Genomic DNA, 24,311 nt, shown 5'->3' on the forward strand with positions numbered 1-24,311 from the left:
TCTTCTCTTGCCCAGTAGATTCTACTATAATTAACTTCTAGAATGTCTAATTCGTCATTGAACATGGCTTGTTCCTCCTTACTCCAGCTGGCGAAGTCCAGGGCATGCTCGGCTTGGTGGATGATTTTATCTAGAGGAGCTGTAAATTCTCGGTTCCCGAAAAATTCAAACCATTTCTTAAGCTGGTTTTTATCGAAAGTTTCGGGCTGGTATTTGTCCAACTCTAGAAAAGCCATTTTGAGCAAGCTGTGGTCCTTGGGACTATCCTTTAGCTTGATGGTTAGTTCTTGATTAGTGGTTTCTTCTCGAATGGAGAAGATATGAAAGGCCTTATCGTCTGGGAAATAATTTTTCTCCAAAAGGGCGATACCGTAGACCGGATAAAGCCGTTCATGGATCAAATGTGTCTCCTGAAATTCCTTGCGGATATTTTCAAAATTATCATGCACCTGGCTACAAATATAGGTCCATAGCCGATTCACAAAGGACCGTTGCTTGACAATCTGGATTTCAATGATGACTTGCGTGCCGTCATCCAGCTCAACCAAGATATCTGTGACGGTATAAAATCCTCTCGGCAGTCCGTCCTGTGGTAGGCGAATCTGGTGACCGTCTAGTAATTCGACGGATTTGACAGGTAGGTCTAATATATCTGCTATAAAGTGCTTGGTAACTTCCTTATTTTGGAAGATTTTTTTTGCTACGGTGTCGTAGGTGGGTTTGAGTCTGGTATGTCGCATAGGTTTTCTCCTTAAGTATAGAATTCCTTGAACATTCCAAACTATTTTCTACTTATATTTTAGCAGTTTTTATTAAAAAGTTCAAGGTTGATAATGTGGGACATGGTCCTCTATCTTATTTATTCGTATTTATAAGGAGAAAAAAAGAGAAACCTTGCGATTTCTCTCTTGAATTATTTCATTTTTTCTTTGATTTCATCGTATGAAAGGGGGTGGACATCTTCTTCATCGTGCTCTGTTTTTTCAGGCATTTGGCCTTTTTCATAGAGCGATTTGATTTGAACGCTGTCCAATGTTTCATACTTGAGTAGGGCTTCTGCAATCAACTGGTGTTTTTCACGGTTGTCCTGGATGATTTCAGCTGCCTTGTTATGGGCTTCTGTCAGGAGATTACGTACTTCTGTGTCCAGTTCGTAAGCAGTTTGTTCAGAAATGTATTTTTGAGTAGTTTGGGCACCGAACATAGCATGGCTACCTTCGTACTGCATTGGTCCCATTTTTTCACTCATACCATATTCAGCAACCATAGCACGCGCCATTTGCGTTGCTTGTTCAAAGTCATTGGATGCACCTGTGGTTTGAGTATTGAAGATAATTTCCTCAGCTACACGACCACCCATGAGTCCTGCCAATTGCTCTTTCATGTCTTCTTTAGAAAGTAGCATTTGATCTTCTTTAGGAAGGGCAATCATATAACCACCAGCGCGACCGCGAGGGACAATAGTAACCTTGTGAACTTCACGTGCATTTGATAGGACAAGGCCGACAATGGTATGACCTGCCTCATGGTAGGCAACGATTTCACGCTCTTTAGCTGAAATCTGACGGTCTTTCTTAGAAGGTCCGGCGATAACCCGGTCTTCCGCCTCGTCAATATCCGAAGCGTCGATAACGGTTTTATTGCGTCGAGCTGCAACAAGAGCAGCTTCGTTGAGGACATTTTCCAAATCGGCTCCGACGAAACCTGGTGTTTGTTGGGCAACCAATTTCAAATCAACATCATCAGCCAGTGGTTTATTCTTGGCGTGCACCTTGAGAATAGCTTCGCGGCCCTTGACATCTGGACGACCAACCAAGACCTTGCGGTCAAAACGACCTGGACGAAGAAGAGCTGGGTCTAAAACATCACTACGGTTTGTAGCTGCAATAACGATAATGCCTTCATTTCCTTCAAAACCATCCATTTCAATCAGGAGTTGGTTGAGGGTCTGCTCACGCTCATCGTTACCACCGCCCATGCCGACACCACGTTGGCGACCGACAGCATCAATCTCGTCGATGAAAATGATGGCTGGAGCTGCTTTTTTAGCGTCTTCAAAGAGGGAACGAACACGGCTGGCACCGACACCGACAAACATTTCAACGAAGTCTGAACCAGAAATCGAGAAGAATGGGACACCTGCTTCGCCGGCCACTGCCTTGGCAAGAAGGGTTTTACCAGTCCCTGGAGGGCCTTCCAAGAGGACACCTGCTGGAATACGGGCACCGAGTTTGGTAAAGCGTTTTGGATCTTTCAGAAACTCAACAACTTCGACCAACTCTTGCTTTTCTTCTTCCGCACCTGCTACGTCTGAGAAGCGGACCTTGACATTGTTCTTTTCAAAGGCTCTGGCCTTGTTACGACCGAAGTTCATAGCGCCTCGGGCACCTCCGCCTCCTTGATTCATCATCATGAAGAAGAATCCACCGAAAATAATCAAGGGAAGGAAGTTGAGGATAATGCTAAACCAGAGACTATTGGAACTTTCAGGCTTTATCGTGACTTTAATCCCGTTTTCATTGGCCAGGGTTTGAAGTTCTGATAGATTTGTCTCGGAAGGTAAAATCAGGGATTTGAAGTTTTTGTACTTGATTGTCTCTGAAACTTGGAACAATTTAATAGAAGAGGCTAGCTCGTCTTTGGCTGTTTGTTCCTTTTTGTACTTACCTGTAATTTCGATAACGCTTGAATCAGGCTGGTAGGTTAGTTCTGATACATTATCATTTTTAAGCTCGGTAATGACTTGAGAATAGGGAATTTCTTGCACCGTTACTTGTTTGCCAGCGTTAAAAAATTGGAAGGCTGTCAAAAGAGTCGCAATGACAAGAATAATGAGAAAAGGATTTTTTATAAATCCTTTATTTGGTTGATTGTTCATAATAATAGTAGGAAACCTTTTCTATTTTGTATAAACTTCCTCTTTCAGTACTCCAACATAAGGAAGATTACGGTAATTTTCGTTGTAATCTAGACCAAAACCGACTACAAACTCATTTGGAATAGTGAAGCAGGTATAGTCTGGCTCAATTTCAACAACACGGCCTTCTGGTTTATCCAAAAGAGTCGCAATTTTGATAGAAGCTGCTTGACGGAGGGCAAAAAGCTCCTTGAGTTCTTTCAGGGTACGGCCAGTATCAATAATGTCCTCTACAAAGATAATGTGACGACCAGCGACGCTATTGTCCAAATCCTTGATGATTTTTACGGTACCGCTACTTTCTGTACCACCGTGGTAGCTAGAAACGACCATGTAGTCTGTCTCTACGTGGGCATCGATATGCTTCATCAATTCAGCCATGAAAGGAATAGATCCTTTCAAAATACCCACAAGAAGAGGATTTTTGTCTGCATAATCCTGGGCCAAGATTTGACCTAACTCTTTGCTTTTCGCAATGATTTCTTCTTCTGAAACGAGAACTTTTTTAATATCATTATCCAACATAATGTTTTACTCTTTCTGTTTGATATATAAGATAGCTTTCATTATACCATTTTTTGCAGATTTACTCAAATCAGTGATAAGCAGATTGGCAATTCCATAAATTTTTTCAGCCTGTTGGACAACTATGGCTTCTTTTCGTACTTGCTGAGGAATTTTTTGGTCAATAAACCAGCGACGGAGTTTCTTCTGAACACCATTTATTAGAATGCTGTCTCCTGCCTGTCTGCTGCGTAAGGTAATGGGGCTATCTGGTTGCAGATAAAGGATTTGTTGGGCATCTTCCAGTGGTTGATTGAGGGAAAATAGGTAGTCCCCATAAGTGAAGATACCGTCTGATTCTATCACAAGGGGAGCTAGTGCTTCATCCGTCTGAGGTTGGATTTTGCTGATGCAAAACTGATGATAATCTTTTTCTAATTGGTAGCTGTTTTTTAGGCTGTGACGATAATTGGCCTTGGATCGTAAAATATGGAGGACTTGGTCAAACTGAGCAGCTGTCAATTGAAGGTCTGGAAATTGTTCTAAATATTCTTCCAGAAGAAAACTTTGTATAGCCTGGGTTTGCTGCTGAAAATGTTGGAGGTTGGTGATTTCTACATCTTTGGTCAAATCACGCAGGGCTTGGACCAACTGTTGGCTTTCGGATGCTAACTGGAGGAGATTCTTATCCAGCTGAGGATTTTCCTGTCTCAATTGTGGCAAATAGGTATTTCGGATACGGTTTCGTAAATAAGCTGGACTGGTATTGCTAGAATCTTCAAAATGAACTGTTGCTGGAAAATCGGATTTTTGAAAGGTCAGCAAGGGACGAATCAGCTGGCCAGGTCCGAAGTCTTGGACTGGCTGGATGGCTGAGATGTGACGCAGTCGATTGCCACGGAGAATCCGCATGAAAACTGTCTCAGCCTGGTCGTCCGCATGATGCCCCGTGACCAGAGCAGTATAGCCTTTCTGGTCCATGACTTGTTTGAAAAAGTCATAGCGCCATTTCCGCGCAGCATTTTCCGAGAAAGCTCCTTGAAAATGTGAAATATAAACAGGAAGTCGTAGTTGAGTCGCTAATTCTTTGATATAGCGCTCCTCTTCCTGGGATTCTGGTCGTTGCTGGTGGTTGATATGTGCTATGCCTAGTTCGATATCTAGCTTCTCCCTGCTGTCGTATAGGAGCTGCAAAAGTGTCAGGGAATCCAGTCCACCGGATACAGCCACCAAAACTTTTCTGTGTTTATCAAAAAAGTGACCTTGGCGTGTCACTTTTATAAATCTTTCTTTCATTACTTCAAAATCTCGTAAATATCCTTGGCAATTTGTGAAATGTCGTCGTAGCTTGCCTTGTCCGTGAAGATGGACAAGATGAAGGGTGAGTCTGTGTAGACAAGAGCAACGTCGTGCCTGAAATCATAGGCGTCACCTATCTTATGGGCCACCGGAACCGGAATGTCCTTGGGAATGCGCTGGTCATCGAACCTGGTTTCCTTGAGACTATCAAGTACAAACCCACCCTGATGGTAAATAGCTTCCATCATTAGTCCAGCTACTTTTGGAGATGTTTCACGTGTAACCATGTCCCATTTTTGACCAGTGATGGAGGTGATGTCATCGTAAAACTGCTGATTAAACTTGTCAGCCAGGTAGTAGCCGACAATATTGCTTGCGACATTGTCAGACTCTTTGGCGATACGGTTGAGCAGGTCGTCAACTTGGTATTCTTTATTGTCAACTCGCTTGCTGATGGATCCACTGCCTGCAGGGTCATAGGCTCCATCAAAGTCCTCTGTCTCCTTTACATACTTGACCTTATCTGTCAATTTAAAACGCCCTAAATCAATTTGTTTTTGGGCATAATAGAGTGTAGGAAGCTTAGAAACACTGGCTGCATATAGAATCTTATCCTGATTGATACCTGCTTCTAACTGACTTGACACTTGCTTGACATATATAGAGTAGTTGTCTTTGTTGTATTTTGTGTCTAGGAGTTTTTGAACTCCTTCCATCCTATTATCTTGGGTTGACAAGTGGTCAAGTAGAGCCCAGCCCTTGCCGACAATCTGAACAAACTGACCTCTCGGTGTCTCCACGAGTGTGTCAACCTGAACAGGCTGATAAGGAGGAAGAGTACTTTCTTTTTCATCCTGCTTTGTAGAAACAGGACTAGTTAAAATTCGAGTATTCTCCTTGGTCCAATAGGTCTGTTCAAGACCTACCTGGTTTAAAATCCTGTCATCTGCTACTTGGTCTTGACTAGCCAAAACATAGGTGCCATCCGATAGTGTGAATACCTGCTGGTGGTGGTTATTTACCTCTAAACCTGCTAGTTCCAAACTGGAATCAGGCCCTATCTTGTGACTATAGTGGGTCAGGTCCATATCCTTAAACACATGGAGTTCTGTCAGGGAAATCGGGTTGCTAGGTAGGCTATGAAAGATGGGTTGGTATTCTTTTTGATTGAAAGTTACGTACTCTTCTTGCGTGATTTCAAAGGGGACTTCTGTGCTGTCCACAATGGTTGCAGAAAATAAAATTGGCAAGAGGAGTATGACTAATTTTTCCTTCATTCTCCATTCTTTCTATTTGGAAATTTCTTGTTGTGGATCAACGGACACTTTTAGCTGTTGATTTTTTTCAGTGAGTTCTTCTAATTTGTCATCGGAATAGGACAAAAATAACTCAACATTTTTTAATAAATCTTCTGTCATTTGGGCAACAATCCTGGAATATTGTAGATAAACTCGCCATCTTTTGAAAACTGATACTTGGCACGGACATATTTTGCAGCATATTCTTCATCCTGCAATTTTTTGACTAGGGCATCACGAAGTTCCTTCTCACGAGAAAGGTCTTTGTACTGATTTTCCAATTCAACTAGTTTGGCTTCATTTTGCTTCAATTTCTGATGAGTAGCCACTAGATTATAGGTTGGCAACATAAAGAGAAAAATCACCAAGACAATGACCGTCGCTAAAAAACGGTTTTTTTGCTGTTTTTCTAGCTCTTTGCGGTGAAATCTTTCCTTCTCAGCATCAATAAAACGATTGCTGATTTGGAGAACCTTAGATTTTTTCATCTGCTTCTATCCTTTTTTCGCTAACGATTTCGTACATTTTCAGAGCGTCTTCTTTCTTGGTCGAGTCTTTCATTTCCAAGACCTTGACTGTCAAGAGTTTGTTTCCAAATTGGATTTCGATTTGATCATTGATTTTGACATCCGTTGAAGACTTTGCCAAAATTCCGTTGATTTTGATACGGCCCTTGTCTGCCACTTCTTTTGCAACTGTCCGGCGCTTGATAATACGGGATACTTTTAAATATTTATCTAGTCTCATTTGAATTACCTCAACTAAATATTATATCATTTTTTAAAGGTTTTGGTAGAATAGGATAACTTTGTTACCAAAATGTAAAAAGAGAGTTTGGAAACTCTCTCACCAAAATATGAGTGCTGAAATGACTACTCCTGCGAAGAAAATGAGAATTGATGCATTCAATGAATTAAACAGTTCGGCACAATCAACCTTTACTTAACTTAATTTGGGCCAATTTTTCTGCGAATTGGATCAATTCCTCCAAGATTTCATAATCCTTCTGTTTTTGAAGGGTAAAAATCACTTCTAAACGGCCCCGATTCTCTGCAATTTGAACCTTGAGATTGGTCACCGATAGGGCCTGGAAATAATCCTGGGTCAGGAAAATTTGACCAGCCATGGGCTCAAAGGAAATTGTAATCTGCTGTTTCTTTCTAAGGACACTATGACAGAAAACCTGGTCCAGATAAGATTTGAGGAGACCAATTTCTAGCAAATAGGCTACAACATCCGGATAGTCTCCGAAGCGATCGACCAACTCTTCCTGCAATTCTTGATAGTTTACACGGCTGTCAATGTTCTTGATCCGCTTGTAAATCTCGATTTTTTGACGCTGGTCTGAAATGTATTCACTCGGTAAATAGGCATCAATCTGCAAATTGATTTCCGTATTACTCTTCTGACGCTGGCCAGCTTTACCTTTCTTTTCAAGAATGGCCTGTTCCAAAAGCTGAGAGTACATTTCATAGCCGACTGAGTCAATAAAGCCAGACTGGGCTGCACCGAGAATATTTCCCGCACCGCGGATGGACAGGTCCTGCATAGCAATCTTGAAGCCAGACCCCAGTTCTGTAAAGCCTTTGATGGCTTCTAGGCGTTTTTCAGCCACTTCTGTTAAGGACTTGTCAGGCCGATACATGAGATAGGCATAGGCGATACGATTGGAACGGCCGACACGACCACGAAGTTGATAGAGGGTTGACAGTCCCATATGATCGGCATTTTCAATAAAGAGGGTATTGGCATTTGGAATATCAACCCCTGTTTCAATAATGGTAGTCGTAACGAGAACATCGTACTCCCCTTCCACAAAGGCATAGAGGGTATTTTCCAGTTGGATTTCAGACATTTGTCCGTGAACATAACCGATGCTGGCCTCTGGAACCAACTCTTTCAGCTCTGAAACTTTTTGCTCAATGGTGTCAACTTTATTGTAAAGATAGTAAACCTGTCCGTCACGGTCTAATTCACGGATAATGGCATCGCGAATGACTGTTAGATTGGTTTCCATGACATAGGTTTGGACAGGATAGCGATTAGTTGGCGGTGTTTCAATAACAGACAAATCACGAATTCCAAGCATGGACATTTGCAGGGTCCGAGGTATAGGAGTTGCAGTCAAGGTCAGGACATCGATTTTCTTTTTCAGCTCTTTAAGGCGTTCCTTGTGCTTGACACCAAAGCGCTGTTCCTCGTCAATGACCAGTAAACCTAAATCGGAAAAGACCACATCTTTGGAGAGCAGGCGATGCGTACCAATGATAATATCCACCTGACCTTTTTTGAGCTTCTCCAGCGTTTTCTCTTGCTCTGCCTTGGTCTTGAATCGGCTCATCACATCAACATTGACAGGAAACTCAGCAAAGCGCTCTTGGAAATTTGCAAAATGTTGCTGGGCTAGGACCGTTGTCGGCACTAAAATTGCAACCTGTTTGCCATCATTGACCGCCTTAAAGGCTGCCCGCATGGCTACTTCTGTCTTACCAAATCCAACATCCCCGACCAAGAGCCGATCCATGGGCGAATCCTTCTCCATATCCTTTTTGATTTCGTCAATCGAGCGAAGTTGATCATCGGTTTCCACATGTGTAAAGTAGTTGTCAAACTCTTCTTGACTGGCATCATCAGGTGAAAAGGCAAAACCTTTGAGCTGACTGCGCTCTGCATAGAGCTTAATCAAATCATCCGCAATGTCTTCAACCTGCTTTTGCACCTTCTGCTTGGTCTTTTGGAAACGACCGTCGTTTAGCTTATTGACCTTAGGTGCCTTGCCGTCTGATGCCAGGTATTTTGACAGGAGGTCAATCTGCTCTACTGGAATGGAAATGCGGTCAGCATTCTGATATTGCACAGTAACATAGTCCCTGTGAACACCCGATATTTCAATGGTTTCAATCCCTAAATACTGACCGATACCGTGAACATGGTGGACTACATAATCTCCGACTGAAAGCTCACTATAATCCTTAATCCGCTCCGCATTGGACATATTTGCCCTGCGGATTTTGCGCTTGATTTTCTTATTAAAAATTTCCTTTTCAGTGATGACAACCAGCTTTTCATCCATAAGGTGAAAACCAGCTGACAGCTGACCAACGGTGATTTGCTGCTGCCCGGCGACTAATTGTGATGCTGAATGGACTGGTAAATGAATCTCGTATTCCTGTAAAGATTTCTGTAAAGCTTGTAAACTTGTTTCAGAAGAAGCCTGGATAATGACCGTATTGTTTGATTTGGCATAGCGAGCCAGTTCATCTTTTAAAAGCGGAATTTGGTGGAAAAATTCCTGCATGGGATGCTGGGTAAATTGGTAAAGTCCATCAAACTTGACATTGCCCAGACCTTTCTGGAAACTAGAAAAGAAGGTGGCTGGCTTATATTTTCTCAAATCAGCATAGGTTGACGCGAAGTAATTCAAACTTGACACTGATTTACCAGTCTGTAAATCCTGTGTCAAGACATCCGCAACTTCTTTCTCAAACTGGGCCTGTTTATCAGAAATTTTATGGAAATCATCTAGAAAAATAGGTGAACCTTTTGGAAGATAATCCAAAATAGTCCAGCTATCCTCATATAAGAAGGACAGGAATTTTCTGAGATCCGGATGACGGTAGGAAGACTGCATGTCTGCCAAGACTTCCTTGAGATAGGAAATCTGTTCTTCTTGATCGGAACGCTCAATCGTTTTCTGAATGATAGGAATAGCTCGTTGGTAGTCCTCTTCTGTCACAATCATTTCTGATGCTGGTGAAACGGAAATCTGTTCACAATTTTCCAGAGACTTCTGGCTATCGACGTCAAAAGTTCGGATGCCGTCTATTTCATCACCGAAAGACTCCAGACGATAAGGATGCTCAGCCTGCATATCATAAATATCTAGGATATCTCCTCGCTGGCTAAATTCTCCCTGGGTCAAGACACGAGAAACCTTCTTATAACCTGTATTGACAAGTGACTTGACAAGGGTGTCAACTTCCATTTCCTGACCAACTGAAAGTTCTAATCTAGCAGATTGATAGGCAGAAGGACTAGGTAGCAAAACACGGCAGGCAGCCATACTAGCTACCAGAATACCTGATGAAGTCTGGTCTTGTAGGAAATTCAAACTATCAATTCGAGACTGGGTTCGCTCTTTGGAGGCAAAAACAAACTCGGCAACAGGACTGTCATCTGTAAAGAAGTTGTAAACATAGTCGCTACCAATAATAGCTGATAAGTCTGTTGCCAAGCGCTCGGCCTCATTTTGAGTCGCCGTCACAATTAAAATCTTTTCTGACAAGCTATCAAAGGCAGTTGCCATGACCAAGGACTTGCTGGTTCCTGATAGTCCTAGTAGGAGTTGGCGAGTGGATTTATTCAGTCCTGCCTGCCACTGATTGATTTGCTTATTTTGGTGTAATAAATCCAGGATGTTCATTAGCCGTTAAACTTTCTCATGATGGTATCAAAGTCATCTTCCTGTAAATAGAAGTTGACAGCTTTGTCAAGTTTTTCAAGAGCTAGGTCAATGTTAATGCGGTCCTCCGTATCAAATCCAGATAAAACATGATGAACCACACTCATCTTGCCTTTGGGACGACCGATGCCAATCTTGATGCGGTCAAATTGATCTGTTCCTAGATACTTGATGATAGACTTAATACCATTGTGGCCACCGGCCGAGCCTTTTTGACGGAAACGGATTTTTCCAACAGCCATGTCCAAATCATCATAGGCCACCAAAATATCAGTCTCATCCAGTCCGTAGTAGGTCAGCAACGCATGCACCGCCTTGCCTGATTCATTCATAAAGGTCGTCGGCTTGACCAGAAAAATCTTCTCTCCGTCAATAAAGGTCGTTGCAAGGTCCGCTTGGAAAATCTTATCGTGCGTAAAAGCCACATTTTCACGCGCTGCAATCTTATCAATCAGCATAAAGCCGACATTGTGCTTGGTTTCAAAATAGCGGTCACCGGGATTGCCTAGACCTATTATCAATCGTGTCATTTTTTCTCCTTAAACACCAAAAGGGTTGGAAGTCTTTCCAACCTACTATTTTTATAGTTGTTTTTTGATTGCTAAACATTTGCTTAGTCTAGTCATCAAAGTCACAGGCAGTACTGATAGTACGGCAAGACGAGATAACAACGAATAAGCGAATATTAGGCATCAGACATTAAAGCGGAACTCCATGATGTCCCCATCCTGGACCACGTACTCCTTACCTTCTTCACGAAGGCGTCCAGCCTCTTTAACAGCCTTCTCAGAGCCATAGTGCATCAAATCATCATAGGACATGGTTACGGCGCGGATAAATCCTTTTTCGAAGTCTGAGTGGATGATACCGGCCGCTTGAGGCGCCTTGATACCTCGCTTGAAGGTCCAAGCACGGACTTCTTTTTCACCTGCTGTAAAGTAAGTACCAAGACCAAGTAAATGATAAGCTGCACGAGTCAGTTTGTCAACACCAGACTCAGTCAAACCGATTGCCTCCAAGAATTCTGCCTTGTCCTCGTCGTCGAGTTCAGAAATTTCTTCTTCGGCACGCGCTGAAATGACTACCACTTCTGCATTTTCTGTCGCTGCGAAATCGCGGATTTGTTGAACATACTCGATGCCGTCTGGGTCAGCGACCTTGTCCTCATCAACGTTAGCTACATAAAGGACTGGCTTGGTGGTCAAGAGGAAAAGCTGCTTGACAATTTTTTGCTCTTCGTCTGTAAAAGCTACTGTACGAGCTGATTTACCATCTTCCAAGACGGGCTTGATTTTTTCAAGGACTGCAAATTCTGCCACAGAATCCTTGTCTTTTTGTGTACGAGCCATTTTTTCTACACGCGCATAACGCTTGTTGATGCTCTCTAGGTCGGCCAAGATCAATTCTAGGTTAATGGTATCAATATCTGCGATTGGGTCCACAAACGCATCTTCACGGCCTTGTTCACGCATAACATTTTCATCGTCAAAGGCACGAACCACGTGAACAATGGCATCAACCTCGCGGATATTGGCCAAGAATTTATTTCCCAAACCTTCCCCTTTTGAGGCACCTTTTACGATACCGGCAATGTCTGTAAATTCAAAGGTGGTCGGCACGGTTTTCTTTGGTGTAATCAACTCTGTCAACTTGGTCAAGCGCTCATCTGGCACCTCCACCATACCCACGTTTGGATCAATGGTCGCGAAAGGATAGTTGGCAGCCTCTGCTCCTGCTTTGGTAATTGCGTTAAATAGGGTTGATTTACCAACGTTTGGCAAACCGACGATACCTGCTGTTAAAGCCATGTTTTTTTACTCTCCAATTAAAAATTCAATCATGACTATTATAGCAGAAAGTAGAGGAAAAAGGCGATATGACGGAACGAAATTAGAAAATTTTATTTATGAAAATACAATGAAAATATGACTACATTATTTATCATGATAAAACTGATGACAAAATTATAATTATCCATGGATTGATTGCCTAGCAATTCTTAGGAACTTGTCGCAACCAGCAGTTGCAAACTGTCAACTAGGACTCGCTTTCAAGAACTTTCTTCATTTTCCGCTCAAAATCATGCCGGCTCATCATAACCACATGGTCACAGTTGCTGCAACGGATTTTAATATCTGCACCTAAACGAATGACTTCCCACTTATTGGCTTTTTTGCCAGTCGATTTGATGACACAGGCATGAGGCTTTTTCATTTCGACGAATGTTCCTAATTGATACATGGTAACTCCTTATAGATAGATTTTTCTTTCTTGACAAGTCAATACAAACTCTGTCCCCGCCAGCATCTCACCATCCGTTTGAAATAGGATTTGCTGACTAGTTTTGATAGAAATAGTTTGGCACTGGAGATGTTTGATATATTTGGATTTCTTATGACGCTTAAGGACCAAATCGAGCAAGGCCAGCACCCGTCTATGAATTGGGCTGTTTTCAATATAAACCAGATCGATTTTCTGCTCATGAGCAGAGGCTTCCGGCCAAATCATGATACCACCGCCAAAGTAGGTATTGTTGGCAAGAGACAGGAAAAAGAGATTCTTCAACTGTTGTTCCTGGCCATCAATGACCGCGTCCACTGTCAAGGACTGCGCATCTAAAAGACTTCTGATAGCCATTATCAGATAGGTCAATTTACCAACTTTCACGCGCTTAAGCCAGTTTTTGAGCTTAGAGGATTCTGAACGTGCAATCACCTGGGCAGCAAAACCAGCATCCATACTATTGACAATAATCCCAAAGGACGTCTTCAAAACACAAATAGACTGCGTTTTTTCTGTCAAGAGGGCAGTTAGGACAGTATCTATCTCTCTGATTTTCATTGATTTGGCGAAATCATTGCCCGAACCTGTCGGATAATAAGCAAAAGGTAGTTGGCTTGGCCAATCCGTCAGGCTTTTAGATAGCGTACCGTCTCCACCTAAAATGAGCAGTCTATCCCCATCTCCATAGCCTTCTAAAATCTTTTGAATCTGAACTTTCTCATCATGCTTACCCTGGGTCAGATAGGTCTTAAATTCTACTTGTGGATAAGTTTTTTTAAGCTGGTCTATTATACTCTCTGCAGAATGACTGCCAGCATTTGGATTTGCTAAAATGTGTACAATCATAGGTAATTTTAGTATAACATAAAAACGGCTCAATGGCCGCTTTTACTGTTATTAGTTGGTACGAACAGGGGTTACCAATTGGATAAAATCGTCATCCTCACTGTTTGGCACCAGAGTAAATGGACGAACGTTGGAAATAAAGCTCACCTTCACCTGCTCACTGTTGGTCGCTTTGAGGGCTTCAATCAGATAAGTTGGGTTGAAGCTGATCACCAGATCCTCACCTGAAACGTCCAAGGTATCGATTTCTTCATTGACGCGGCCTACTTCTGGAGAATTGACATGGGCTGAGACAATACCCTTGGTAATTTCCAGTTTCACCGTTCCATTCTGAGTAGCATTGGACAAGAGACGGGCACGCTCCATAGACTGACGGAGATGGGAGGTATCAAAAACAGCTGTCGTCTTAAATTCTTTTGGAATGAGACGGTCGGTATCTGGATAGGTCCCTTCCAAAAGACGGGTATAGAAACTAATATACTCGCTTCTGAAGAGGATTTGGTTGTTGGAGAAGAAAACCTCTACCTTTTCAATTTCATCGGTAAATACGGCCGTAAATTCGCGGAGAGAGCGGCTTGGGATGACCACATTGAAATCATCTCCTGCAGTCTCCAAGACCAATTTACGCTGGCTGAGACGGTGGGAGTCGGTCGCCACTGTTTTGAGCTGTTTATTATCTGTTAGCACAAAGTGCACACCAGTTAGGATTGGACGACTTTCCTGAGTTGAGGCCGCAAAGGCTGTTTCGTTGATGGTTTGCTTAAGGACTTTTGTTTCCAATACCAGAGGTTTTGAAGTTGGCACTTCTTGCAAGCGTGGGTATTGCTCTGCTTCTTTTCCTTTGAGGGTAATTTCAGATTTACCACTAGTCAAGACAATCTGCTTTTGTTCGATTTCATTAAAATCAAGAACTAAATCAGGCATGCTAGAAACTACGTTGATAAAGAAAGCTGCTTCCAGAAGGATAGCTCCGGTTGAGCTAATCAAAAGACCAGCATTTTTATCTTGAACAGAAATAAAGTGTTCGATAGAAATTTGACCATTGGAACCAATCAGGGTAATACCTTCCGTATTAACAGCAATTTTAACAGTAGATAAAATAGGAATAGCATTCTTGGTACTGATAGCACGTTTGGTAATATTTAATGCTTGTAGGAAAACAGTTTTGTTAATGGAAAATTGAATCATGGATTCTCCTTTATTTATATATAATAAGGGTTAGTAATAGTAGTAGAGCCTGTGTATTCTGTGGAAAAGTGTAAGCAAGCGCATCAGAATAGGAAAAAAGGCTTGTTTACAACTTGTGGAAAACTGCGCACAAGTATGGGATTACATGATCTTATTTTTGATATTTGTAATTTCAATCAGGAAGCTTTCGTTATTCTTGAGCATGTCCCTTATTTTTTTATAGGCATGCATGACAGTTGTGTGGTCTCGATTACCGAAGGCCTTGCCAATTTTTGGAAGGGAGTTGTCCGTCATTTCCCTTGCTAGATACATGGCTACCTGACGGGCTAGGACAATATTTTGCAATCTCTTGCTTCCCTTTATTTCCTTGAGGCTAACGCCGTAGAATTTTCCGACCTCAGTCTGGATGGTTTCAATTGGGATAACAGAATTTTTTGGTGCTGCCTGATTGCGTCCTCGGATGGCCTCAGCTGCAATGTCGACGGTGATAGTGGTCAAATTTCTCATTCCAGCCAGGAGGCTGATATCTTTGAGAATACCTTCTAAATTTCTGACATTGGACTGGATTTGGCCTGCCAGATAGGTCAGGGTATCATTTGGAAATTCAAATGGATAGGTGGCACACTTGGTTCTGAGGATGGCCTCGCGCGTTTCGATATCTGGTGGGTAAATCTGGCAGGTAGCTCCCCAACTAAAGCGGGATACCAGGCGGTCTTCCAAATTATCCAGGCTATCTGGATTTCGATCGCTGGTTAGGACAATCTGTTTTCCTTGGCTCAAGAGAGCATCAAAGGTGTGGAAGAATTCTTCCTGTGTTGAAGCCTTCCCCTTTAAGAGCTGGATGTCATCAATGAGCAACAGGTCAAGATTTCTATAGTGCTCCTTAAATTCTTCCATGTCCAGTTCTTTTTTGGTGAGATAGTTGACAAATTCGTTAAGGAAGGATTCAGATGTGACATATTGAACACGCGCGTGTGGATTGTCTCCCAGGACTTGGTTACCAATTCCGTTGAGCAAGTGAGTTTTCCCAAGACCAGGTCCTCCCCAGATAAAGAGAGGATTGTAGAGCTGTCCAGGTGAATGAGCTACAGCTAGAGCAGCAGATTTGGCCATCATATTACTACCACCTTGGACAAAGTTATCAAAGGTGTATTGGGGCTGGATGCCTGATTGAATCGGAAGAAAACTGGATTTGCTGGGCTTGCCTATCGGAGCTGGAGTATCTGCTTCTGCTGGTGTTGTAACGACCTTATCAGCTTTATAGGCCTTGTCAGATTTTGGTTCTGATACAGATTGATAGGTATGGTAGGTGACGGAAATTTGCTCACCCAACACTTCTAAACCAGCAATCAGTATCAGTTCTTCAATATTTTGTTTCCACAATTTTTTCTTACTGGCCAGTATACTGTCGCTAGTTCCAGCGAGAAAAATTGTTGCAACGCCATCCTGCAATTCAATCAGGCGCGCTTCTTCAACCAGTAGCTCGTAGACAGAATTGGAAAGACTGGACTGGGCTAGTTCAATAAATCGATTCCAAAATTCTTGTTCCTTGTCCATTTGAAGCCTCCCTTCCTAAAAAGTGCTTATTCTAAGTTTACCATAAAAGGAAAAAGTTTTCCACAAGAATAAATATTTTTCCACACTGTTTATATCACTTATCCACAAGATGTGAATAAGTAAATTTATCACGATAAAATCGGCTTTTTCCACTATTTATTCCTGTTTATAAGTAGGGGGATTATTTTTATTAGTCACACAATTTTTTTAAGGTGTTGATAATTCTTTCGAATTCTTCGTTGGAATCAAAGGATAGGCTAATCTTCCCCTGACCAGATTTCTGCTGTCTAATCGTGACCATGGTTCCTAGGAGTTTCTGTAATTCAGTTTCTTGCTCCTTCAAAAAGAGATTTGTTTTCGGTGGGGCTTGTTTTTTCTTCTTTTTCAAAGCATTTTCCAGCCAACGAACACTTAATTGCTCCTGTTGGATACGCTCTATCCAGTAGACTTGTTTCGATTCAGGAAGACCGATTAAGAGACGGGCATGCCCCTGGCTGATTTCTCCGGTTTCAATGGCAGTAATGGTCCTGTTACTGAGGCTCAGCAAACGCAGAAGATTGGAAATATAAGGGCGGGATTTGCCCATAATTTGAGCAATTTCATCGTGGGTCAGCCCCTTTTCAATCAATTTTTGATAAGATGCTGCTTCTTCAATGGGATTCAAGTCCGACCGTTGGAGGTTTTCGATAATAGCCTGCAACATGAGCTGGTCATCGGATAATTCCTTTACAAGGGCTGGAATTTCTTTTAGACCGGCTAATTGACTGGCTCGTAAACGTCGTTCTCCAGCCAATAATTCATAGCCTATGAGAGAGGATTTTCGGACGATAATCGGTTGGATAATTCCATTTTCTCGGATAGACTGGGCTAGTTCCAATAATTTTTCTTGGTCAAAATGTTTTCGTGGCTGAAAAGGATTTGTTTGAATATCCTTAATCGCTATCTTTTTTAATTCTTCCATACAGTGACATTCTAGCAAAAAAAACCTTACTTTACAATGCTGTAAAGTAAGGTTTTTGTTTCAACTATTAAGAAAGGTCGTCTGTAGAGTGTGTCAACTTTATGTCAACCTTCTCTTCTTTGCCTTGACGGTAATAGGTGACTGTAATCGTGTCGTTAATTTTTTGTTTGTAAAGGGCACTTTGTAAATCGCTCTTGCTCTCAATTTTCTTACTATTGATCTCAGTAATGACATCGTAGGTTTTTAATTTGCCATCAGCTGGTAGGCCTGACTCGGTTGAAACAACTACTACACCTGAGGTTAAATCTGTATTTGCCAGACCTGCTTTTTCTAATTGACTGGTTGACAGATCGGTCAAGTCGACCATGTGAACGCCCAATGCTGGACGAACTACCTTACCATTTGTTTCCAATTGATTGATAATAGAAACAGCGTCATTTGAAGGAATCGCAAATCCCATACCTTCTATAGAGACACCACCATTATTGGCCAGAGAACTTGAAGTTATCTTACTTGAATTGATTCCGATAACCTGCCCCTGAATATTGATGAGGGGGCCACCAGAATTACCTGGGTTAATGGCTGTATCTGTTTGGATTGCATTGGTGGAGATGGTTTGTCCGTCCTCTGTTTGAGAAGTGACAGTCCGGCTAAGGCTGGAAATAATGCCCTGGGTGACGGTATTGGCGTAAACACTACCTAAAGGACTACCGATAGCGATGGCTGTTTCTCCGACCTTAATGCTGTCTGAATTGGCAAATTCAGCGACAGAGTGGGCTTTCTCAGCATCAATCTTGATAACGGCTATATCTGAATAGGTGTCTGCTCCCACTAGCTGTCCACTAACTTTCTCACCAGATGCTAAGAGAATGTCAATTTTTTCAGCATTAGCAATAACGTGATTGTTGGTGACAATGTAGGCATCCTTGCCATCTTTTTTATATATAACACCAGATCCCTCTCCTGCCACGGCCAGCTCATCGGAGCTTTCAATAGTACCAAAAATAGAGCTGAGGCTATTTGGTGTAGGCTGCTGGTAATTGATGACAGACACTACGGCATCCTGTACTTTTTCCACAGCCTTGGTTGTTGAATTCTCATTTTGATACTGAACTTTGCTGATGGTGGTTTCACCAGACCCCGCTTGCTGTGGAGCTGCGGGATTTTGGAAAGAGGACGCAACCAGATAGCCACTGATTCCTCCTAGAAACCCAAAGGCGAATAGAATGATAAATTTCAAATACTTTTTCATGACTTTTTCCCTTTCAGATTTAATCCATTTTCTAAAGATTACACTACCTTTCTTAATTATAACTTAAAATTTTCAAAATTCAATCCACAAGCTGTGGATAACTTTTTTCTTCTGTGTATAGACTCCCTATTTCCTTGCCTTATTGTCCATTTCATCTGTTAGATAGTTTGTGGATATGTTACAATAGAAATATGAAAATAAAAGTGATTACAGTTGGAAAACTAAAAGAGAAATATTTAAAAGATGGCATTGCTGAGTATAGCAAGCGGCTCAGTCGGTTTACCAAATTGGAGCTGCTTGAATTAGCAGATGAAAAAACACCCGACAAGGCTAGTCAGGCTGAGAACGAGCAAATATTGGCCAAGGAAGCGGAGCGGATTTTATCTAAAATCAACGAGCGCGACTTTGTCATCGCTTTGGCCATTGAGGGCAATCAATTTCCTTCAGAAGAATTTAGCAAAAAATTAGAAGATATTACAATAAAAGGATTTTCAGAAATTTCCTTTGTAATTGGAGGCAGCCTTGGATTGGCAGATTCGGTTAAAAAAAGGGCGAATTTGTTGATAAGTTTTGGAAAATTGACGCTGCCCCATCAATTGATGAAGTTGGTTTTGATGGAACAAATATACAGGGCCTTTATGATCCAACAGGGAAGTCCCTATCACAAATAGTTTCACGTGAAACAAGGAAGATGAGAGAATGAGAGAGTATCGTGTGTATGAGGGGCTAAGAGTGGCTACCTGTCTGACCTTTGTCAGCGGCTATTTGAATGCCTTTTCTTATTTGACCCAGGGTGGCCGGTTTGCAGGTGTCCAGTCTGGTAATGTCGTTTTGTTAGCTAGTCATTTAGCCCAGGGCAGCATCAAGAGTACAATTCACTTTTTAGTCCCAATTGTATTCTTTACACTGGGGCAATTTTTTACTTATTTAGCCAAAAAATATTTTTTGAAACACCGCTATCCTTGGCATTTTGGGAGCAGTTTAATCATTTTATGCTTGATTGTATTGACAATCGTTCTGACGCCCTTTGTCAATTCATTTTTTACTATGGGCTTATTGGCCTTTACAGCTTCCATCCAAGTAGAGACTTTTAGAAGTCTTAAGGGTGTCCATTATGCCAATGTGATGATGACTGGAAATGTCAAAAACGCAGCCTATATTTGGTTTAAGGGATTGATGGAAAAGAACGCACACTTGCAGGAAACTGGTCGAAATATCTACATTATTATTGTTGGGTTCATGCTTGGAGTTTGTCTATCTACTCTGTTTTCCCAATCCTTTGGAGAATATGCCCTCATAGGTGTCCTCCCCTTTGTTTTGTATATCAATTGGGAATTATGGCAAGAAAAAAGACCCGCCAGAGCAGGTCGGAGATGATTCCAGCAGGATTCGAACCTGCGACCGTTCGCTTAGAAGGCGAATGCTCTATCCAGCTGAGCTATGGAACCTCTTTCAACTCTTCTATTTTACATGAAAGATAGGTAGCTGTCAAGTTGCCGGAAAGTGAAAAAAATCTGAAAAAATGTTGACAAAAATAAGGTCATGTATTATACTAGTTAGCGTACTGATAATGGTCCGTTGGTCAAGGGGTTAAGACACCGCCTTTTCACGGCGGTAACACGGGTTCGAATCCCGTACGGACTATATCATCCGCCATAGCTCAGTTGGTAGAGCGCATGACTGTTAATCATGATGTCACAGGTTCGAGCCCTGTTGGCGGAGTAAATAAAGACTAGGAAACCTTGAGAAATCAAGGTTTTTTCTTATTTTGGTCAAAAGTTGGTCAATGAATTTAGAACTATCTCCGTTTTTACTGCATATTGGATAAGAATGAAAAAATCGTGAAAAAGCGACATGAATAAAAACACGATACATCGTCTTATTGGTGTATCGTGTTTTATAGTATTACTTCATCTGTTCCAATAAACTTTGAAAAGCTTTTATACTTTTTTCCTGTTTGTCTTTTGGCAGTTCTGATAGTGAGTCTAATAATTGTGAGAGTTCAGGGCTATTTTCCTTGATGCTGATATCAAAAAAATGTTCAATATCTGTTTCAAGAGCTTCTAAAATTCTTTCAAATGTATCAATTTTGATATTTGTTGCTAATTGTTCTATTTTATAGGCGTAATTCATTCCAAGATTGGCTTTCTCTTCTAATTCGTCTTGTGTCCAACCTTTTTCTAGTCGTAAATGGCGTATTCTCTTGCCAATATATTCCCTCAAACTTGCGTTTTCCATCATAAATACCTCGTTATTTCCTATCTTACAAGGTTTATAGTAAAGAAGAAACTTCTTAAAAGGTTTTAAATCATCTATTTTAGTTGTTAGAAACTAAAAACTATTGTAAAATAACCTTAAAAGATTATATAGCTATAATTTTTCAATTAAATATGATTTATGAAAACAATATTTTAGGAGAAGATGATGAATCAAAAAGAATGGGTAGAATTTTTTCAAGCGTCTAATGGACGTAATCCAGAACCAGCTGAATTTTCAGAAGCATTAAAGAATGGGGAATTTAAGATAGAGACTATTGAGACTGAGCAGAATGTAGTTGAAGAGCAGGTTGCAGAGAATCGATCAGAAAATCCACAACTTCATTCACAACCTAAATCAGTCATTAGTCAGAAGGATTTATTACTGAATACTGACTTGCGAGCTTTGCGCAAGCAGATTGAAGAAAAGGATACGACCTTGTCTAAGGATTTCTTTGAATTAGGATTAGCATACTATAATCAATCTATCAACCAGAAAGAAATCAACCTTGACAAAGAAGTGGCAAATATTATTGCACTTCTTCAAGAATCTTACAAACTACGTCAAGATTACAATATCCACGTTCCACGTGAAAAATCATGTTTAGCATGTGGTAATTTATTAAGTTCAGATAGTCGTTTCTGTTCGGTTTGCGGAAGTGATGTTCAAGAACTATCTGCTCTTGAAGAAGCAACTTTAAAAGAGTGTGACCTATGTTCTACTTTGCAAGCGGGTAAGAATAAGTTCTGTGCTTGTTGTGGAAAAGAATTTGCTTAGGAGAGTACGATGGATAAAAATCAGGTTTATATAGAACGTCTGAGGAAGGTTCTCTGGGAGAATCAAGAAGATTTAAAAAAAGTAACATCTTACGACTTTTGTACCTCCTGTAAAGAGTATGTGCTAACTTCAAACTATTGCCAACAATGTGGTCAAATGAACCTTTCAACGGAAACTGTATCCTTTGGCGAGAGTCAGTCACTACTGGATAATAGCCAATATTATATGGTTCAGTCAAATCGATGGTTAGATCGCTGGGGCCACTGGTTAGAGGAACAATTTAACAAATTAGGAATTGAAATCAATCAAGGGATTATTTTTCGATTAGGATCATTTCATGAAACTTTGACAATTATTTTTACAATTGTAAGTTTCATTATTATTTTAGCAGTAACGATTCCAAGTTTTGATATCGATAGTCTTATTGTCGGTGTATGTTCGGTATTTTTTTCTACAATATTGTTATATATAAACTATCTAATGTATCGTGGAGAATCTCATAAAATATTACCAGGGATAGTAGGCTTGATTTTGCTTTCAGTACTGGCAATGAGCAACTCACTTGAATTTTCAATTTTAATCATCTCATCAATGTTTCTGGTGGTTGTTATAATTCTTTTGTTACTTATTATGAAACCAAGCACAGCACAAGGGATTGAAAAAGCTTCATCAATGGTCAAAGAAAATCTTTCTGAGACTCAATTTAAAGTAACTTCTGCAAAGGCACAGAAAGAAACAGTTGCAGCTACTCATGTTCCAGTACAATATTCTAATCCTAGACCAAACTACAATAGAAGTGAAGATGCCTTTAAATATCGCCATACAGGCTCAACGGTTCTGAACTGGCTATTTTTTGGGCTTCCTCTAATTGTATTGCTGTTAAGTGCTTCAAGCCTATCAGAATTTTTAAGTAACTCTGGAATTTATATCGGAGATAGTATTTTTGCACTAATATTAGTAGCGACTTTCATCATATTTATTTATTTTCTACCAGCTTTCATCTGCCAAAGCAGTGGGTTGAAGATTGTCCTCTGGTTGTGTCTTCTATTATTTGGTTGGACAGTCATCGGTTGGTTTATTTTGCTGTTTGTTGCGACTTCATCAAATAATAACAGGAGACGGCAACAAGAGATGGATTATTTGATGAGGAAATTAGTTGATAAGTGAGAAATTGAGTGAGGAAAATTTATGGTAGTTATATTATATTTATTGATTTGTGCAGTTTTAGCGATACTTGGATTATTGGTTTGGATTATCATTCAAAAAAATCAAAAGAAACAAGATGAACAATTTCGGAATATTGTAGATAATATAGCTAATAGTATCAATAATAATGAGGATAGATGATGAAAAGAATTGAATGGATTGCATATTTTGAAGCAACGAATGGTCGAAAACCTACCCCTGCGGAATTGCAGGAAGCAGTAAAAAGTGGGATTGTGCAATCATCTAAAAAATCATTTCCAAAATGGGTCTATGGTTTGGTTGGGATTGTAGCTATCGCAGGCATTGCGTATATGTTTTTTACAAATACATCGAATCAAGAAATTTCTACTATATCAACAGGGGCCAGTTCCTCAACGAACCAGACAAAAGTAAGTCAGTCGCAATCGTCGAGCTCGCAAAAAGAGGAAGATGGGATTGATTTATCAGCTATCCAAGCAGGAGATTATGCGAGTATAGCAGGTTTGTGGTACACAGAAATTTCTGAAAGTCCCAAAGAATTTAACTGGAGTGATTATTTTAAACATCATCAAGTTCGTGAAGAAAATGGAATACTGACTTTATCGATTAATTTAGCAGGCGCACCTGCTCTAAAGATAATTCCTAAAGGAGTGGAATACAATCTACCTGTTGAGACGATATCTGGAGGGGTTCCGACAATGACTACCACCGATCGTATCGTTTCAGAAGGAATTGTGTCGGACGTATATTATCGAGAAGCTGATTTTAAAAATGTAGAGAATACACAATATTCAATCTCTTATCATACTCAGAAAACCAATGGAACTGTAGGAGATTATCAGCAAGTGATCGATGATAATCGTACAATGTTATCTACTAAAAGTTTTAATGGCTTGAAATATTACAGTCCAGAAGCTTTGGAGGCAAGTGAGCTGTACTATGCACTTTATGATTTTGATCAAAATGGTACTAATGAATTCATTCTGGCAGGTAAGAAGAATGATACTACTACTGGTGTTACTACCTTTGACAAACTAGCATCTTGGGAGCGCACCATATATGGAGTGTTTACTGTACAAGACAAAGAAATTATAACCTTATTTAACGGGATAGGTTATCGTACTCATGTTGCGCCTATGACCGACGGAAGTTTTTGGTTACGTGGTTCAGGAGGGTATGACACAGGTGTCTATGAGCATTATTCTTTTACTGATTCAGGAATCTCTGTTTCTAAAAATCTAATGATAACCTATGAAAATTTAGGGAAATCAAATGAAAAAATTCAAGATGAGTCAGGCAGAGATTTTACATGGGAAGAAGTGCAAGCTGAGATAAATCAGTATGAAATTCTATCTTCAGATGTAATGATATGGAATAGATTGTAATAAGAGCGGTGAATATACTCTAATAAGTTAAATAAAAATCTTCTTACATATTTGTAGGAAGATTTCAGATTGAAGACAAACACTTAAGAGGCGTTTGTCTTTTTCTGTTTATTGGTCTGATAGTCGGTCTTTTTGCCAGAA

General features: G+C 40.7%; 24 protein-coding genes and 3 tRNA genes. 8 read left to right on the forward strand and 19 right to left on the reverse strand.

The window, feature by feature from the left end; all coding sequences use genetic code 11:
* The 17 genes from ACHBGV_RS08035 to ACHBGV_RS08115 form a co-directional block, all read right to left on the reverse strand.
* The coding region (locus ACHBGV_RS08035) for a PD-(D/E)XK nuclease family transposase (RefSeq protein WP_394736082.1) at positions 1-740 on the reverse strand (740 nt) is incomplete at its 3' end.
* Between the two features lie 173 nt (positions 741-913).
* Complete coding sequence (gene ftsH, locus ACHBGV_RS08040) at positions 914-2,878, reverse strand: ATP-dependent zinc metalloprotease FtsH (RefSeq protein ID WP_172063980.1); 1,965 nt, start codon at positions 2,876-2,878, stop codon at positions 914-916.
* 21 nt (positions 2,879-2,899) lie between these two features.
* Complete coding sequence (hpt, locus tag ACHBGV_RS08045) at positions 2,900-3,442, reverse strand: hypoxanthine phosphoribosyltransferase (RefSeq protein ID WP_105111353.1); 543 nt, start codon at positions 3,440-3,442, stop codon at positions 2,900-2,902.
* Positions 3,443-3,448: 6 nt separating this feature from the next.
* A complete protein-coding gene (tilS, locus tag ACHBGV_RS08050; protein ID WP_394736084.1) occupies positions 3,449-4,717 on the reverse strand; it encodes a tRNA lysidine(34) synthetase TilS in 1,269 nt (422 codons plus the stop codon).
* On the reverse strand, positions 4,717-5,997 hold the full coding sequence (locus ACHBGV_RS08055) for a serine hydrolase (RefSeq protein WP_172023502.1): 1,281 nt from the start codon (positions 5,995-5,997) through the stop codon (positions 4,717-4,719). Before ACHBGV_RS08055 ends, tilS begins: the two co-directional genes overlap by 1 nt.
* Before the next feature lie 12 nt (positions 5,998-6,009).
* Positions 6,010-6,138, reverse strand: a complete 129-nt coding sequence (locus tag ACHBGV_RS08060; protein ID WP_254610581.1) for an SP_0009 family protein — start codon at positions 6,136-6,138, stop codon at positions 6,010-6,012.
* Positions 6,135-6,506, reverse strand: a complete 372-nt coding sequence (locus ACHBGV_RS08065; RefSeq protein ID WP_105111350.1) for a septum formation initiator family protein — start codon at positions 6,504-6,506, stop codon at positions 6,135-6,137. The genes ACHBGV_RS08060 and ACHBGV_RS08065 overlap by 4 nt, the downstream gene beginning before the upstream one ends.
* The gene (locus ACHBGV_RS08070) at positions 6,493-6,765 is read right to left on the reverse strand and encodes an RNA-binding S4 domain-containing protein (RefSeq protein ID WP_105111349.1); all 273 of its coding nucleotides are present in this window, start codon (positions 6,763-6,765) and stop codon (positions 6,493-6,495) included. Before ACHBGV_RS08070 ends, ACHBGV_RS08065 begins: the two co-directional genes overlap by 14 nt.
* A gap of 184 nt (positions 6,766-6,949) precedes the next feature.
* Entirely contained in the window at positions 6,950-10,441 is a 3,492-nt protein-coding gene (gene mfd / locus ACHBGV_RS08075; protein ID WP_394736085.1) for a transcription-repair coupling factor, read from the reverse strand.
* Positions 10,441-11,010: an aminoacyl-tRNA hydrolase gene (gene pth / locus ACHBGV_RS08080; protein ID WP_394736086.1), complete on the reverse strand. Its 570-nt coding sequence runs from the start codon at positions 11,008-11,010 to the stop codon at positions 10,441-10,443. Before pth ends, mfd begins: the two co-directional genes overlap by 1 nt.
* Positions 11,011-11,172: 162 nt before the next feature.
* Entirely contained in the window at positions 11,173-12,288 is a 1,116-nt protein-coding gene (ychF, locus tag ACHBGV_RS08085) for a redox-regulated ATPase YchF (RefSeq protein WP_318830561.1), read from the reverse strand.
* 229 nt (positions 12,289-12,517) lie between these two features.
* Positions 12,518-12,721 (reverse strand): DUF951 domain-containing protein, encoded by a 204-nt coding sequence (locus ACHBGV_RS08090; RefSeq protein WP_105111345.1) that lies wholly within the window; start codon positions 12,719-12,721, stop codon positions 12,518-12,520.
* A 9-nt stretch (positions 12,722-12,730) separates the two neighbouring features.
* Complete coding sequence (locus ACHBGV_RS08095) at positions 12,731-13,609, reverse strand: diacylglycerol kinase family protein (RefSeq protein ID WP_105111344.1); 879 nt, start codon at positions 13,607-13,609, stop codon at positions 12,731-12,733.
* Positions 13,610-13,660: 51 nt separating this feature from the next.
* Complete coding sequence (gene dnaN, locus ACHBGV_RS08100; protein WP_105111343.1) at positions 13,661-14,797, reverse strand: DNA polymerase III subunit beta; 1,137 nt, start codon at positions 14,795-14,797, stop codon at positions 13,661-13,663.
* A 141-nt stretch (positions 14,798-14,938) separates the two neighbouring features.
* Complete coding sequence (gene dnaA, locus ACHBGV_RS08105; RefSeq protein ID WP_105111342.1) at positions 14,939-16,354, reverse strand: chromosomal replication initiator protein DnaA; 1,416 nt, start codon at positions 16,352-16,354, stop codon at positions 14,939-14,941.
* A 190-nt stretch (positions 16,355-16,544) separates the two neighbouring features.
* A complete protein-coding gene (locus ACHBGV_RS08110; RefSeq protein WP_105111341.1) occupies positions 16,545-17,315 on the reverse strand; it encodes a ParB/RepB/Spo0J family partition protein in 771 nt (256 codons plus the stop codon).
* Between the two features lie 67 nt (positions 17,316-17,382).
* Entirely contained in the window at positions 17,383-18,567 is a 1,185-nt protein-coding gene (locus tag ACHBGV_RS08115) for a S1C family serine protease (protein WP_105111340.1), read from the reverse strand.
* A gap of 191 nt (positions 18,568-18,758) precedes the next feature.
* Here ACHBGV_RS08115 and rlmH point away from each other — a divergent pair, with 191 nt between their 5' ends.
* Complete coding sequence (rlmH, locus tag ACHBGV_RS08120; RefSeq protein ID WP_105122447.1) at positions 18,759-19,238, forward strand: 23S rRNA (pseudouridine(1915)-N(3))-methyltransferase RlmH; 480 nt, start codon at positions 18,759-18,761, stop codon at positions 19,236-19,238.
* Positions 19,239-19,266: 28 nt separating this feature from the next.
* The gene (locus ACHBGV_RS08125; RefSeq protein WP_105111338.1) at positions 19,267-19,944 is read left to right on the forward strand and encodes a YoaK family protein; all 678 of its coding nucleotides are present in this window, start codon (positions 19,267-19,269) and stop codon (positions 19,942-19,944) included.
* Here ACHBGV_RS08125 and ACHBGV_RS08130 read toward each other — a convergent pair.
* A tRNA-Arg gene (locus ACHBGV_RS08130) sits at positions 19,942-20,015 on the reverse strand. The genes ACHBGV_RS08125 and ACHBGV_RS08130 overlap by 3 nt on opposite strands.
* A gap of 124 nt (positions 20,016-20,139) precedes the next feature.
* On the opposite strand from ACHBGV_RS08130, the gene ACHBGV_RS08135 reads away from it, so the two are divergent.
* Positions 20,140-20,211, forward strand: a tRNA-Glu gene (locus ACHBGV_RS08135).
* A gap of 5 nt (positions 20,212-20,216) precedes the next feature.
* Positions 20,217-20,289, forward strand: a tRNA-Asn gene (locus tag ACHBGV_RS08140).
* 183 nt (positions 20,290-20,472) lie between these two features.
* Here ACHBGV_RS08140 and ACHBGV_RS08145 read toward each other — a convergent pair.
* The gene (locus ACHBGV_RS08145) at positions 20,473-20,808 is read right to left on the reverse strand and encodes a helix-turn-helix domain-containing protein (RefSeq protein ID WP_306172866.1); all 336 of its coding nucleotides are present in this window, start codon (positions 20,806-20,808) and stop codon (positions 20,473-20,475) included.
* Positions 20,809-20,991: 183 nt separating this feature from the next.
* Between ACHBGV_RS08145 and ACHBGV_RS08150 the strand changes: the two genes are divergently transcribed.
* From ACHBGV_RS08150 to ACHBGV_RS08165, 4 genes are read left to right on the forward strand one after another with little or no spacing between them, the layout of a single operon-like run.
* Positions 20,992-21,600, forward strand: coding sequence for a hypothetical protein (locus tag ACHBGV_RS08150; RefSeq protein WP_394736087.1), 609 nt, complete (start codon positions 20,992-20,994; stop codon positions 21,598-21,600).
* A 9-nt stretch (positions 21,601-21,609) separates the two neighbouring features.
* On the forward strand, positions 21,610-22,767 hold the full coding sequence (locus ACHBGV_RS08155; protein ID WP_394736088.1) for a superinfection immunity protein: 1,158 nt from the start codon (positions 21,610-21,612) through the stop codon (positions 22,765-22,767).
* A 21-nt stretch (positions 22,768-22,788) separates the two neighbouring features.
* Complete coding sequence (locus ACHBGV_RS08160) at positions 22,789-22,947, forward strand: hypothetical protein (protein ID WP_172007036.1); 159 nt, start codon at positions 22,789-22,791, stop codon at positions 22,945-22,947.
* Positions 22,947-24,170: a hypothetical protein gene (locus tag ACHBGV_RS08165; RefSeq protein WP_394736089.1), complete on the forward strand. Its 1,224-nt coding sequence runs from the start codon at positions 22,947-22,949 to the stop codon at positions 24,168-24,170. Before ACHBGV_RS08160 ends, ACHBGV_RS08165 begins: the two co-directional genes overlap by 1 nt.
* The last annotated feature ends 141 nt before the right edge of the window (positions 24,171-24,311 follow it).

It is taken from the genome of Streptococcus sp. A34, assembly GCF_043674115.1.
GTDB classification, from domain to species: domain Bacteria; phylum Bacillota; class Bacilli; order Lactobacillales; family Streptococcaceae; genus Streptococcus; species Streptococcus suis_V.

Bases quoted from the DNA above. Each gene is read 5' to 3' on its own strand.
- tilS (WP_394736084.1), bottom strand. From the start codon at position 4,717: ATGAAAGAAAGATTTATAAAAGTGACACGCCAAGGTCACTTTTTTGAT.
- ACHBGV_RS08060 (WP_254610581.1), bottom strand. From the start codon at position 6,138: ATGACAGAAGATTTATTAAAAAATGTTGAGTTATTTTTGTCCTATTCC.
- ACHBGV_RS08150 (WP_394736087.1), top strand. From the start codon at position 20,992: ATGAATCAAAAAGAATGGGTAGAATTTTTTCAAGCGTCTAATGGACGT.
- ACHBGV_RS08125 (WP_105111338.1), top strand. From the start codon at position 19,267: ATGAGAGAGTATCGTGTGTATGAGGGGCTAAGAGTGGCTACCTGTCTG.
- ACHBGV_RS08155 (WP_394736088.1), top strand. From the start codon at position 21,610: ATGGATAAAAATCAGGTTTATATAGAACGTCTGAGGAAGGTTCTCTGG.
- rlmH (WP_105122447.1), top strand. From the start codon at position 18,759: ATGAAAATAAAAGTGATTACAGTTGGAAAACTAAAAGAGAAATATTTA.
- dnaA (WP_105111342.1), bottom strand. From the start codon at position 16,354: ATGGACAAGGAACAAGAATTTTGGAATCGATTTATTGAACTAGCCCAG.
- ACHBGV_RS08110 (WP_105111341.1), bottom strand. From the start codon at position 17,315: ATGGAAGAATTAAAAAAGATAGCGATTAAGGATATTCAAACAAATCCT.
- ACHBGV_RS08065 (WP_105111350.1), bottom strand. From the start codon at position 6,506: ATGAAAAAATCTAAGGTTCTCCAAATCAGCAATCGTTTTATTGATGCT.
- ftsH (WP_172063980.1), bottom strand. From the start codon at position 2,878: ATGAACAATCAACCAAATAAAGGATTTATAAAAAATCCTTTTCTCATT.
- ACHBGV_RS08145 (WP_306172866.1), bottom strand. From the start codon at position 20,808: ATGATGGAAAACGCAAGTTTGAGGGAATATATTGGCAAGAGAATACGC.
- ACHBGV_RS08095 (WP_105111344.1), bottom strand. From the start codon at position 13,609: ATGATTGTACACATTTTAGCAAATCCAAATGCTGGCAGTCATTCTGCA.
- ACHBGV_RS08165 (WP_394736089.1), top strand. From the start codon at position 22,947: ATGAAAAGAATTGAATGGATTGCATATTTTGAAGCAACGAATGGTCGA.
- dnaN (WP_105111343.1), bottom strand. From the start codon at position 14,797: ATGATTCAATTTTCCATTAACAAAACTGTTTTCCTACAAGCATTAAAT.
- ACHBGV_RS08160 (WP_172007036.1), top strand. From the start codon at position 22,789: ATGGTAGTTATATTATATTTATTGATTTGTGCAGTTTTAGCGATACTT.
- ACHBGV_RS08070 (WP_105111349.1), bottom strand. From the start codon at position 6,765: ATGAGACTAGATAAATATTTAAAAGTATCCCGTATTATCAAGCGCCGG.
- pth (WP_394736086.1), bottom strand. From the start codon at position 11,010: ATGACACGATTGATAATAGGTCTAGGCAATCCCGGTGACCGCTATTTT.
- ychF (WP_318830561.1), bottom strand. From the start codon at position 12,288: ATGGCTTTAACAGCAGGTATCGTCGGTTTGCCAAACGTTGGTAAATCA.
- hpt (WP_105111353.1), bottom strand. From the start codon at position 3,442: ATGTTGGATAATGATATTAAAAAAGTTCTCGTTTCAGAAGAAGAAATC.
- mfd (WP_394736085.1), bottom strand. From the start codon at position 10,441: ATGAACATCCTGGATTTATTACACCAAAATAAGCAAATCAATCAGTGG.
- ACHBGV_RS08090 (WP_105111345.1), bottom strand. From the start codon at position 12,721: ATGTATCAATTAGGAACATTCGTCGAAATGAAAAAGCCTCATGCCTGT.
- ACHBGV_RS08115 (WP_105111340.1), bottom strand. From the start codon at position 18,567: ATGAAAAAGTATTTGAAATTTATCATTCTATTCGCCTTTGGGTTTCTA.
- ACHBGV_RS08055 (WP_172023502.1), bottom strand. From the start codon at position 5,997: ATGAAGGAAAAATTAGTCATACTCCTCTTGCCAATTTTATTTTCTGCA.